Source organism: Catenovulum sediminis, from assembly GCF_007289895.1.
GTDB lineage: Bacteria > Pseudomonadota > Gammaproteobacteria > Enterobacterales > Alteromonadaceae > Catenovulum > Catenovulum sediminis.
The window spans coordinates 3027224-3040526 of the sequence record NZ_CP041660.1; the positions used below are offsets into that span (position 1 = coordinate 3027224).

9 protein-coding genes are annotated in these 13303 nt (G+C 40.3%); 5 read left to right on the forward strand and 4 right to left on the reverse strand.

The genetic code is table 11. The features are described 5' to 3' along the window. Positions 1-13 precede the first annotated feature (13 nt). The 3 genes from moeA to FNT16_RS12815 all read left to right on the forward strand — a co-directional run bounded on the left by moeA (position 14) and on the right by FNT16_RS12815 (position 6048). Positions 14-1234 (forward strand): molybdopterin molybdotransferase MoeA, encoded by a 1221-nt coding sequence (gene moeA / locus FNT16_RS12805; protein ID WP_185976592.1) that lies wholly within the window; start codon positions 14-16, stop codon positions 1232-1234. Positions 1235-1472: 238 nt separating this feature from the next. Further along, positions 1473-4805, forward strand: coding sequence for an Ig-like domain-containing protein (locus FNT16_RS20380; protein ID WP_185976593.1), 3333 nt, complete (start codon positions 1473-1475; stop codon positions 4803-4805). A gap of 82 nt (positions 4806-4887) precedes the next feature. Further along, positions 4888-6048, forward strand: a complete 1161-nt coding sequence (locus FNT16_RS12815) for a hypothetical protein (RefSeq protein ID WP_143871954.1) — start codon at positions 4888-4890, stop codon at positions 6046-6048. 8 nt (positions 6049-6056) lie between these two features. Here FNT16_RS12815 and FNT16_RS12820 read toward each other — a convergent pair whose 3' ends face one another. The 4 genes from FNT16_RS12820 to suhB all read right to left on the reverse strand — a co-directional run bounded on the left by FNT16_RS12820 (position 6057) and on the right by suhB (position 11264). Next, entirely contained in the window at positions 6057-8066 is a 2010-nt protein-coding gene (locus tag FNT16_RS12820) for an OPT family oligopeptide transporter (protein WP_143871955.1), read from the reverse strand. Beyond that, complete coding sequence (locus FNT16_RS12825) at positions 8044-9072, reverse strand: FHA domain-containing protein (protein ID WP_143871956.1); 1029 nt, start codon at positions 9070-9072, stop codon at positions 8044-8046. Before FNT16_RS12825 ends, FNT16_RS12820 begins: the two co-directional genes overlap by 23 nt. After that, positions 9063-10334 carry a S1 family peptidase gene (locus FNT16_RS12830; RefSeq protein WP_143871957.1) on the reverse strand — a complete coding sequence of 424 codons (1272 nt, stop codon included), beginning with the start codon at positions 10332-10334 and terminating at the stop codon, positions 9063-9065. Before FNT16_RS12830 ends, FNT16_RS12825 begins: the two co-directional genes overlap by 10 nt. 126 nt (positions 10335-10460) lie before the next feature. Beyond that, positions 10461-11264: an inositol-1-monophosphatase gene (gene suhB, locus FNT16_RS12835; RefSeq protein ID WP_143871958.1), complete on the reverse strand. Its 804-nt coding sequence runs from the start codon at positions 11262-11264 to the stop codon at positions 10461-10463. 179 nt (positions 11265-11443) lie between these two features. Between suhB and FNT16_RS12840 the strand changes: the two genes are divergently transcribed. Together FNT16_RS12840 and hda are read left to right on the forward strand one after the other, a co-directional pair. Next, positions 11444-12514: a DUF2066 domain-containing protein gene (locus tag FNT16_RS12840; protein WP_143871959.1), complete on the forward strand. Its 1071-nt coding sequence runs from the start codon at positions 11444-11446 to the stop codon at positions 12512-12514. After that, positions 12511-13215, forward strand: coding sequence for a DnaA regulatory inactivator Hda (gene hda / locus FNT16_RS12845; RefSeq protein WP_143871960.1), 705 nt, complete (start codon positions 12511-12513; stop codon positions 13213-13215). Before FNT16_RS12840 ends, hda begins: the two co-directional genes overlap by 4 nt. The last annotated feature ends 88 nt before the right edge of the window (positions 13216-13303 follow it).

A 13303-nucleotide genomic window follows, 5' to 3' on the forward strand; every position in this document is an offset into this window, starting at 1 on the left:
GGAGTGTGTCCCCGTGAATTGCGACAACAACAATTTGATTTCGGTCGAGCAGGCTTTGACTCTGATGTTTCAGCAAATCAAAAAAACTTCTATTACAGAAAAAGTTCCTTTAAATCTAGCTATTAACCGTGTTCTGGCCAGTGATATTGTGTCCCAAGTGAACAATCCACCGCATAACAATTCGGCAATGGACGGTTATGCTTTATCAGCAGCCTCTCCCGATGCTGAAGTATACCATTGCGTTGACCAAATTTATGCAGGAAAGCCAACTGTAAAAAAGATTTTATCAGGGCAATGTGCAAGAATCATGACAGGTGCTGTTGTACCAGAAACATGTGATCGGGTCGTGATGCAAGAAAATATTGAGATACTGCAAGATGGTTCAATAAAATTGCGACAACCTGTAGAAAAACGAGCCAATATTCGGTTTGCGGGTGAAGATATAGCAATTGGTGACACTGTACTGAAGGCAAATAAAAAACTTAGTGCAACAGATATTGGGTTGTTAGCCACTTTAGGTATATCTGAAGTTCAGGCGTATAAAAAAATAAAAGTTGGTATTTTAACAACAGGTGATGAGCTCAAACCCGCAGGTAGTGAACTAGATACAGGACAAATTTACGATAGTAACCGTCCAATGCTGTTAGCCTTTTTGCAATCGCATCATTTTGATGTTGAGGATCTTGGCATTGTTGCAGATGATCCAAATCAGATTCGCCAGGCCATTTTACATCTTGCTCAAACCTGTGATGCTATTGTTACTTCTGGTGGCGTTTCGGTGGGAGATGCTGATTACACAGGGCAGGTGCTGCAGGAGTTAGGTACTGTAGGATTTTGGAAGCTGGCGATGAAACCCGGCAAACCCTTCTCATTTGGTCGAATTGAGCAATCTTATTTTTTTGGTTTACCGGGTAATCCTGTTTCTGCAGCCGTTACATTTGAACAACTGGCATTAAAAGGCTTAAGTAAATTGGCCGGCTTAGAATTACATGAGGATAAATATTTACAATTACCGTTAAAAGGCACATTAAAAAAGCGCGCTGGTCGGCAGGATTATCAGCGTGGTATTTTGCTTTATCAAGGTAATTGTATTTCTGCGGTATGTTCAGCTGGGATGCAAAGTTCAGGTGCCTTATCTGCACTAGCACATTCTGATTGTTTAATTGTGATTCCTAGGGAAGAAGGCAATAAACATGAAGGCGATATAGTAAATGTAATTGTGAAAAAAATATGAAATATATGTCGTTAAGTTTGTTTAATTGTGAGAATAAGTTGGATTTTTTTAAAAAAACTGCTTGAGGCTGGCTCGATAACTGCTACATTAAGGTAAAGTGAAATAGCTTGGTTTTGACACGAATCTTTAATCCAAATGCAAACTTGTTAAAGTAAAATTATTATAATCGAGTTGCTGGATTCGGAGATTGAGCTTGTTTCGGAATCTGCAAAATATTCAGTTAATTAGGAAAATAACAATGAAAAATCCACGTCAGCTTTCACGAGTACTTTTGCTTTGTTTGGCTACTGGCTCTTTGACTGCCTGTTTCGGAGGGTCGGATCGTCCGACCCCGACACCGACACCGACACCGACCCCGACCCCGACACCGACACCGACACCGACTCCAACGCCGACTCCAACGCCGACTCCAGTGGCATCTGCAGAGGTCAGTGGGGTTGCCGCCAAGGGGATCATCAAATCTGGTTTAGTGACTTTATACCGAGTCGAATCTACAGGGCAGTTGGGTGCTAAACTAACAACTAATCCGCTTGAAATTTTAACGGATGAAAAAGGTCAATACTCGGCAGAAATTATGGAAGATTACCAGGGTGCAATTAAAATTGAAATTACACCTTCCACCGCCACCCAAATGATTTGTGACGTGATTGATGGTTGTGGTGCTGGGATTGAATTTGGTGATGAACTGTCACTGAGCGGTAATTTTAAATTGTCCGCTGTAACGAAAGCAATTCGTCAGTCTAATCAGGACAAAGCGGTGGTTAAAACCAATGTCACGCCGCTAACCAATATCGCAGCAGCTTTAATGGAAAAAACACTGGCAGATAATACCAGTGGAGATGTTGATGCAAGTAATGCAGTCGACGCTGCCAACCGAAAAGTAGCTGAGATTTTTAAACTTGGCAGCGGCGTGGATGTTTCTGAAATCCCAGTGGTTGATATCACCAACCAAAGTGATATTGAAAATGTAGGTGCAGAAGCGTTTCAGGCTGCTGCTGTTTCTGCTGCGATTGCATCCAAAGCGATTAAATCGAACGATTTAAGCGGCTTTTTAAATTCGTCTGCGAGCGACATAGCAGACAATAAAGGTACAATTAAAGCAACCGCGTCACAAGATACGAGTTTGGTAATAACTCTTGAAGATACCGTAAATGAAGTTCAAAACCTGAATTCTAATTTACAGACAAAAATTAAAGAAAAGATTGAAAGAGTCATTAATAATGACACAACTTTAACAGATGAGCAGAAAACGGCGCAGATTGCTGAACAAACTCAAAGTGTAGATTCAACCTTCCAAAATAATACTGAGTTGGGGGAAGCTGTTACCGGGTTTGTAACAGAAACAACGGTTGATATTGATGCTGCCATTGAATCTGGCGAAGATCGTTCGGGTGAAGAACTGACGCCTGATGATATAGATGACGAGCCAACAGGTCCGTTTTTAGTTGGTAAATTATTTGTTGATTCAAAAACTGTTAATGAAGACGGCACTGTTACTTTTGATCCACGAGCAAATGACACACTTCGAGTAGAAGGTGATGATAGCCAAACCATAACACTTTCAGCTGTTTCTGCAGCGGCAAATGGGACTGCGGTTATCGAAAATGGTGAAATTAAATATACTCCAAATGCTGACTTTAACGGAACAGAGCAACTGACCTATACAGTCACTGCCTTGGAACAAACTAAAACAGGCAACATTGTTATTACTGTAACGCCTCAGCGAGATACTTTAGATGCTCAAATAACGATTGATGAAGATGACAGTGATACCAGTGCAATCGGCTCTCACAATGCAGATAGCATTGATTCTATCGTCATCTCCACCGCACCCGCCAATGGTACAGCAACGGTAACCAGTGATAATAAAATAACTTATCAGCCAAACGCGGACTTTAACGGTGCAGATTCATTAACCTATTCAGTTACATTAAAAGGTACTGGCGAGGTTGAAACTGGTACGTTTGATTATACTGTGACAGCTGTTCAGGATGCGGTAAATGACTCAATTGATACTTTGCAGTATGTTGACCAAACGCTTAATCTGTTGAGCAATGATAAGTTCAAAGATACTGATATCAGTGTAACTTTGCTAGATGGTGATAATCCGGTAACTAGTTTGGATACTGAAAAAGCGCAGGTGACTTTATCGGTTGAAGGTGTTGTAGAGTACAGCATAATTGGTGATAGTGTCGGCAGCGATTCTTTTTCTTACCAAGTGACAACAAGCAATGGTTACACTGAAAATGCAGTCGTATCCGTTAATATTGCGGCTAATGACCCAACTAATCAAGCTCGGTTAATGGTTGAGGATATCCGTACTTGGGGGGCGTATTTATTCCCAGATAAATTTACTGGACCTCGGCAGTTGGTTGAAGATACAGAAGATTTATTCGAAACTATCGAAGCAGCCGCTCCAGTATTCAGAGATGAGGTCACTGACCTTGACATGATTGGTGATGTACTGAGTTTATTAGATGAAATATTAGTAGATATTGACGAAGGTGAAACTGACTTACGCATTTTTGAAACAGCAGATATTGCGCTGTATGACGATACCTTTACTGGTCGCATCGAGCTTAACGAGTTAGATGATAGGGAAGCCAGCTTTATCTTAGACTTAGAGCAAGATGGCATCACTTTGATGCTCAATGCGGTTGTTACCTTACCACCAACAGAAGACCAGGATTCAACCACACCTTTGGTTGAAAAAACATTGTTGGCAACTATTGATGGCGAGTTAGATGCTGGGGCAACAGTCATTACTATTCACGATGGTTCTGTTAACGTGACTATTGCCGGTGCTGGGCACCGATTTGAGCCTCAACATGAGGTGTTAGATATTGATTTCGCGTTAGATGTTGAATTAACTCAAGACGCGATAGCCGGAGAGTTAGATGACTCTGTATCCTTTAATGGTAAATTGGGGTTAGTGATTGTTAAAGGTCAGCCACTTGAAATCATTGATGAGGATGGTGACTCGACGATGATGGATATGTACCTACCAAGTAATGTGACTGCAAATGGTGATTTTCAGGTTAATACAGACCTGAGTTTTAAAGCGTCATTTGGCTTGTCTATTGCTAACGCGGCAAACTATAAAGCCCCAGGCCCAGTTATTATCCATGATATCGACGATATCGATGACTTAGATATTGAGACCGATTTTGAAGATGAAAATAATTGGTTGAATGTTACTGCTAGTTTATCTTTCTTGGCGAATCCGACAATGGAAAGTCAAGGACGCATCACAGTGATAACGAATCGAACAGAGCAAAAGCGAGCGGATGTTACAGTTGAACTGGAAGATTCCAATAGTAATTTGGTGCTAGATTTTGATTCAGAAGAAGACACAGTGGTTCATATTCACAATGGTAATGGGTTGGTGATTACCTATGACGAAGAAGGTATTTATCAAGATCCTGATTCTGGTGAAAAAGACCCTGTTATTGTCGCTGTTATTCGAGATACAGAAGACGATGATAAATTATTAGCCACATTTGAAAGAACAGACGATGGTCTTGTATTGGTTTACTACACAGAGACAGATTATTTTGAAACTCTTTACTAACCATATATCGAAATCCTAAATTAGGATGTTATAAAGGGGGCTTTGTGTAGCCCCTTTTTTTATGATTGAGAATCCATTAATAATGATAAAAAGTAAAATGCTTAGGCTGGCGTTATTTACCCTTAGCCCAGCTGTTTTCGCACAAACAAATAGCCAAGACGAAAGTGAATATAAGTTAAGTTTAACTGGGACATCATTTAGCTATAGTGAGGTCATGCCAGTCATTCAAACTTTCGGTGGTGTTATTCCGGTCGCCAAAATTGGTCGGCAAACCACTTTTTCTACAGCACCAGAAGAAGGCCGTCATGCTTTAACGCATAATCGAGCGAATTTGACATTTGAAAGAGATAACTTCTTTTTTGAAGTGGCGACTCGCTATGATTATCGAATTGACTTTACCCCTGATGCTGCACAATTGTTCTTTTTAGACCGAGCCGAACGTCCTGTTGATAAAGATGAATATGTTTTATATTTTAAAGCGAAGCATATTCGCGCCAATGGAGTCGGTTTTGGATATCAGTTTGAAAGGGATAAATTGTCAGTACGCTTTGTTGGTCATTATTGGGATGTTCAATACATGGAAGATGGCGAGTTGGATGGGGTGTTCTTGGCCAACCAAGCAGATGATACATTTGAGGTCACGGGGACACTGGATTACACCTACTATCAAGATGCGATACTCGATCGCAAAAATTGCCCTAAAACTGATCCACCTAAAGCTGGCTGCCATGGCGATTGGACTGAAGATGGATATGGCTATAGCGTAGATATGCTCGTAAACTATCATTTCGCTGAAGATTGGGCTTTACAATTACAGGTTTATGATCTCGTTAATCAGTTTAAGTTTGATAAGTTAGGCCGTACACAGGGGCAGCTAGATACTAGAACTGAAGTATTTAACGCAGACGGCACATTTAGTATCAATCCAAGCTTTCGTGGTCGTTACCCAGATGGTAAACATAAGTTATCTGTCTCTACACAGCTTAATGCGAGAGTCAGCGGAGTGTGGGGGATCCCGGTTTGGGCGGAGTTATATGCAGCAAATGATAGTTATTTTCCCAGTATCGGGGTGGGTTACCAGCTTGCTAATTGGCGACTGGAAACCGGTTATCAGTCTGGTACAGAAGCATTGTTATTCAGTATCAAACACCCGAATTTTAAATTTAGAATTGGCAGTGAAACCAGTGATTTAATTAATGCTCAAGCTTTAATTCTTGACTTATCATTGGCTTATCAATTTTAAGGTGCGCTTTATCTTCTGGTTCTTTTGTAGATATAAAAAAGAACCAGTGAAAAAGCACATAACCCCGTCCATTCTGCATATTTGATAGGGGAGGCTAACGGCATCACAAATGCAACAACCATTGCCAGTACCACGCCCATTAAAGCTTCACCTGTTACCAAGCCCGATGCGAGTAAAGTGCCGGTTTGTTGGTAATTTTTGTCATTTTTGTGCTTGGTTTTTTGTTGGATCCAATAGTTTAACAATCCACCAATGAGTAAGGTGCAGGAAAGCGAAAATGGTAAGTAGATCCCAATCGCAATTGCCAAGACGTTTAGCTTGAAATTAATATTTAACCTCTTAAATAGCACTTCTAATAATATGCAAACAGCAGCGATTGCTGCGCCAATCCATATAAAGCTCCAATTGATTGATTGCTGGAAGATTCCGTGCGCAAGTTCAGCCATTAAACCAGCTTGTGGCGCCGGTAAGTAGCCGTTTTGTGCATCGCCTGTTGGTCTGCCAATACCGTAACTTGCATCTAAGAGGTTAAGAATAAAAGGCAAGATACAAGCTGCAATAGCAACCCCTAATAATTGGTAAATTTGTTGTTTCCAAGGCGTTGAACCAACCATTTTACCGCATTTTAAATCTTGCATATTGTCACCGGCAATAGCAGCTGCAGAGCAAGTAACCGCCGCTAGAAACATCACTATTATCGGGCCTACCTGTAAAAACGCTGTATTGTCAACTGTGAGGTTAAATAGTATGACCGATGAAATTAATACCGTGAGTATAGTCACGCCGGAAATTGGGTTGTTTGAACTGCCAACGACACCCGCCATATAACCGGCTACACTTGAAAATACAAATGCAAATATTAATAGCAATACACTAAATAGCAATGTCATCCCTATCGCCCAAAAACCACTACCAAAGAGTGGTGCCATCATTAAAGCTGGTGCTATTAACAATAGTGGGATAAACCATAAGCATATTGCAAAGGGCAAGTCACCATCGGCTTTCAGTAAGTTTTTTTGGCTATTGTGGAGCGTTCGAAAAGACACTAAATTCGTTCTGATACTCACGTATACGGGTTTGGCAATCTGGACTATCGACCAGATACCACCAATTAATATTGCACCAACCCCAATACGGCGGTTTTCTTGCCAAATAGCGTTGGCAAGTTCTATTAACTCGAAGGGGCTGAGTTGATTTAAATTTAATGACGAAAGTTCTATTTTTTGAGCAATGCTCTCTGCGCGTAATAACCAATTGAGCGGGATACCTGCTAATGTACCAATGACACCACCGATAAAAACTAAAATAGCTATGTTTAAGCCCAAAATGTAACCGACTCCCAATAAAGCTGGGCTAAATTGAATGCTGACGTGTGACAATAAGGTGCCGCCAAAAAATGTTTTGGTAGCTGAAAATGAACTTGCCAACATCCCAAAACCGCCAGACATGAGTTTAAACAGTGCACTGACGCCGGTTGCTTGTAATAAGTGACGGACCCCCAGACTTGTATATCTATCATGGTTTAAATCAGATTTTGTATGACCTGCTTGCAGGATTTGCGCTGTTGCAACACCTTCGGGATACGGAAGCTTGTGTTCAATTACCAACGCACTGCGCAATGGGATCGTAAAGATCACACCTAAAATGCCACCACTCAGGGCAAGCAACATGATAAAACCAAAGTGATACGATTGCCATGCTTGCATGATGAGCAAGGCGGGTACGGTAAATATCACCCCAGCTGCCAACGCTTCACCAGCAGAAGCGCTGGTTTGCACCATATTATTTTGTCGGATGTTGCTATTTTTGAACCAGCTTAAAATTGCCATACTGAGTGCTGCAGCCGGAATTGAAGCGGATACGGTTAAACCAACCAGTAGACCAACATAAGCGTTAGCTGCTGTTAGAATGATGGTCATTATTATCGCAAGCACAATTGTCCGAATGGTTAACTCGGAACTGTTATCGGCTTGCTGTAACGCTTTCACAAATCGGTTATTGAGAAGAGACTGTTTCATCCTGTAATGCTTCCTCTAGTGCGTCGCCATGCTCGGTTGACTTGTCTGTTTCTTTCACACTTTCTTGTTGTGCATCTTGAAACACTTGTTGTGCACTTTTGATATAATCGTCTTTTTCTATCCCTTGATGCCATAAAAGTACAGGTGGCAGAATTAAACCAGAGTATTTTGGCAGCGCACTAAATTCTGCTTTTTTGACATAAACGCCAATTGTGAGCAGGGCAAAAATAGCGCTTGTAAAAATAAAACTAAGTTTTACCTGACGTTTATTTTTACGCTGATTAAATAAATACAAACTAAATTTAAGACAAATAAATGTCACTAGGTAAGAAAGGGTTGCTTGGAAGATCAAAGCTGTTTGAGTTCCAAAGTTATAACTGACAATAGTGCCAACAAAAAGGATAAGCTTAAATACGAGTAAACTTATCAGCAAACAGGATAGGTGTGCCCAAAATCTAACTTCGTGTTTAAAAAAGCGTGATAGTAAACTCCAGAATAGAGGCCACATGAGGAGTACAATAATAAAACTAATGATAGGTGTGTATAAAGATTTTGCACTAAACTCGGTGAGCGACTTTAAAAATTCTCCTAATATAAATAAACCAAGTATTAAGACACTTAACAATAAGACAACGGATTTTTTAGAGATAAATTCAGCTGTTTTTTCTGATTGCGTTAACGCGACGGTATCTGCTACAGGGTGATCTACTCTAAGTATTCTAAATTTAAGTTTTGCAAGATAAATAGAATCGCCACTATTTAAATTTGTAACAGCTGCTAGTGGTTTTTTATTTTGGTTGAAAATGCCATTGATTGAGTTGCAATCGACAAGACAGATTTGCCCGTTATCTTCAATCTCTAATTGCGCATGGTGAGGGCAAATATGCGGATCATCTATAATAATATCATTTGAATAAGCGCGTCCTAATGTTATTTTTTGTTTACTAATTTTGTGCTGCGCTATCACCTTTCCACTGCTATTTAATTGTTGGATGATTAGTTCCATGTCACAGACTCCATAAACTTGTTAAGAAATGCAGTCGCGTTTTGTTGGCTGACGCCTGCTAATGTAAAGTGACTCATCAGCGCCGCGCCTGAGGTGTTGTTAGCAGAGACAGATATATACAAAGCATCATATAAACTCGGATACTTTTTGTAGTTTCTGACACAAAAGGTAGATTTGTGAATATGTGCACTTAGGTCTTTACTAAAGTCTTGATAACAATGAAAGTTGGTAACATTTTTTTTGTTTGCGCTATTTCCCGGACCTGCGCGTGAAAAAGACTGTGTCAGTAAGTGGCTAAATTGAAAATCATTGAGTTGCTCTTTTTCAATCCAACTAAATTGAACTTCGATATTGCCAGTTCTCATGCCATTGCTGATAAACAATTGCTCTTTACTAATACAGTTAATTTCACTTACTGCGAACATCGCTTTATCCTGTTCAGCATTTGACTGACCCCAGCATGGTAGATAAGGGGCTATTTCTGCAAGCACCAAGGATTGGCCGAGTATGGTAGTTTGCCAATCACGTTGCAATAAATCTGCAAATAAACGGTCTTGGCTGGCAGTTAATTGACGTTCGATTTCATCTTGATAATTATATTTGTCAAATGGCAGAATCGGCTTTTTTAATAGCGCATCTAAATGCCACAAAGGCACTAGAAAACCGATTTGATTGCCTGCTGTCGCGACATTTACACCCACAATATTGCCTTGCTTGTCTAAAACAGGACCACCTGACATTCCAGGGTTTATCGAACCCGTAAAATGAATGCGTTGATAAAAACTGTGTGCGGTAACACCATTATAGGTGCCAGGGACGACTATCATTCCGTAATCATGGGGATTGCCGATTGAATATATTTCAGCACCTTGTTGCGGTGTTTGTGCGGCTAATTTTAACTTCGGTGCTGTGGTTTTGGGCAGTGACAACACTGCCAAATCATTTACTACATCAAAATTAAGTAGGCTGGCTTTAATAATTTCATCAGAACTACTGAGAAGCTCAATGCTGTATTGCGCTGGGCTGTTGATATAAGAGGAAACCACATGATAATTAGTGATAACTTTATTTTCTTCTATTAAAAAGCCTGAACCAATTGCTGACTTTTTATTGCTTTGCCTTTCTATGAGTTGGACTTGAAAAACCGAAGATTCATATTTTTTAATGAGCTGGTCAGCCAATTCACTGGCATGGACGGGTAAATGGAAAATTACAATTACTAAGAATGTTAAAAAACGACTTCTAGTGCTGGATAAATACATAAGGTGATAACAGTTTTTGAGAAACTCAGATTGAATTACTGTACAACAGATTTTACGAAATTAATACATTATCGGTGGGGGCGCAGAAGCCGGCATTAAAATACCGGCAATGAATCGAGGTGTTTATTATTTTTTCAATTCAGGTGTAATAAATGGCTGTATTTCTTTTAGTACTATGCCTTGCAGTTTCGGGTTTGCTGCTACAATATTACCAGAATCGAAGTAACCATGGCCACCTGTTAAATCGGTTACCATGCCACCTGCTTCACGAACTAATAAATCGCCCGCTGCGGTATCCCAAGGTTTCAATCCAAATTCCCAAAACATATCGATTCGCCCTGCAGCAACATAAGCTAAATCTAATGCCGCGGCACCCGCTCTGCGGATATCGCCTGCACTTTTAAATAACGTACTGAAAGTTTGTAGGTAAGCATCAAAGTGATGTTTTTGTTTGAAAGGGAAACCCGTTGCTAACAAGGTGCCGGTTAGCTCTTTTTTGTTGGCAACACGGATTCGGTATCCGTTTAATTGCGCGCCGGAGCCACGCACTGCGCTGAATAACTCATCACGAATTGGATCATAAACAACAGCAACTTCAGTTCTGCCTTTGACTCGAAGTGCAATTGAAACTGCAAAGTGGGGGATGCCTCGTGCAAAATTGGTGGTGCCATCTAGTGGGTCTATTACCCACACATAATCGCTTTCTTTACCGGCTTGATGACCACCTTCTTCGCCGATAAAGCTATGTTCAGGATAAGATTGGCGAACCGTCGAAATGATAGCTGATTCAGCTTCTCTGTCTATATTTGTGACATAATCATTGTCACTTTTATTTTCTATTGTTACTCGGTCTAATTCAGAAAAGCCACGTGCGATAACGTGACCAGCCTTGCGCGCTGCGCGCACGGCGATTGTCAGCATTGGATGCATATCTTACCCTGTTATGTAAAAGAACAATTAAAACGGCGGCTATTATATGCTAGAACGACAGTTATGGAAAGTTGATCGTTTTTATTTCGTTAATCTATGAGTATACTTGCAGCTTAAATTTACCGTGTGCGAAGTGTATATGGATGTCACGGTGTTGGAACGAATAATAAACATGGTTAATGATGATAAATAAGTTCTGCATATTTATTTTAGTGATATTAGCGAGTGCTCCCGTATTTTCTGTTGAAGTCGAAGGACTATACTTAGGTGTGGTAGAAGTAAAAGGGCAAAGTTATCAAGACAGAAAAGTGGCGTATAAATCTGCAATTAAACAAGTATTGGTTCGGGTCAGTGGCAATCAGGGGGTTGTTGAATTACCAGAGCTTGCAAGGGTGATAAATGAGCCGACTGAATATCTAAGTCAATATCGATTTTTACAGCAAAATGGTCAGTTATACTTAGAAGCTCGCTTTAACGAAAAACTCATTAACGGCTTGTTAAAAGACAAAGGTTTAACCATTTGGGGGACGCGTCGTCCGCAAACCCTATGGTGGCTGGCAATTGAAGAAGAAAATAAACGGTATATTATTTCAGAGGAAAAGCAGCAGTATACCCAAATAATTGCTCATCATGCAAAACTGCGCGGAGTACCCTATATATTTCCGTTGATGGACTTTGATGACCGGATGCAAATTAGTATTACCGATGTCTGGGGGCGCTTTGCCAACACTGTTAAATCAGCGAGTGAGCGATATAATGCAGAAGCCATCGTGATGGCAAGAATATTTACACAAACAAATGAAGAGTCCGTATTAGCAGAAGGCTGGATGGCACAAGTGAGCGTTTTAGAGGATAAGAAATTATCTACACACACCTTTATCCGTGATGATTTAGAGTTGGTCTGGCCCGAAATGGTTAATTGGGTAGCTGACCAGTTAGCTCACCGATATTCGATAAAAGCACAAGGTTACACGGCCAGTAGTTTAAACATCACGATAGAAAATATCGAAAACGCAGCACAAGCAGTAGCCATTCAAGGATTTTTAACTACAATATCCGCAGTCGATAACGTATTAATACTACAAATTAACGAATCAGGTGTAACTTTCCAGTTAAATTTGCTGGGAGAAGCCTTAGATGTACTAGATGCACTGTCGTTAGACAGTCGAGTTGAAAAAGTGAAACCGATATTTGGGCAAGAAAATAAAATGGTTGAAAATTTGTATCAATGGAAAGGGAAGTTTCATTGAAACAACAGCTAACAATTAATTTTACGCATGAACTAGAAGCGAGCTTTGATTATTTCTACCAACAAGGTAACGAAATGTTGCTCGCAAATCTGCAAGAATTTGTAACAGCTAACGTCAACGTCCACAGCCAGCAGCTTATGTATATACATGGGCCAAAAGGCAGCGGGAAAACGCATTTGCTGCAAGCAACGTGTCACTATGCTGATTTGAACAAGCAAAATGCACAATATTTACCCTGCAGTCAGTTAATTGCGATGCCGGTAGCATTTACGCATGGGTTAGAAATGAACCATTTACTGTTGATTGATGACATTCAGGAAATTGCTGCAGATGACGAATGGCAAACCAGTATTTTTGATCTAATTAACAGGACGCTAGAGCAAGGTCATAAAATCGTTTTTAGCGGCAGTTTGCCAGCAGATGACATTCCATTTACTTTACCGGACTTAGTTTCCCGATTAAATTGGGGGCAAAAATGGTTAGTGAAACCTCTAGACGAAGCGCAGCGTAAAGAGATGTTAATTATGCGAAGTCAATCAAGGGGAATGCCAATGACCGAAGAGCTGGCAAACTTCATTGTAATGAGAAGCCAGCAGGATAATGCGAGTATAATGCGCTGCTTAGAGATATTGGATACACAATCTTTAGCAGAAAAACGAAAGCTCACAATACCATTTGTCAAAAGTGTGATGGCTTGGTAGTCACAAAAAACATCTAAACCGTTAAACTTAGATAAAATTAAGTGTATGATGGCGAAAATAGCAGTATATAGCAGAAATTGAGAGTAAT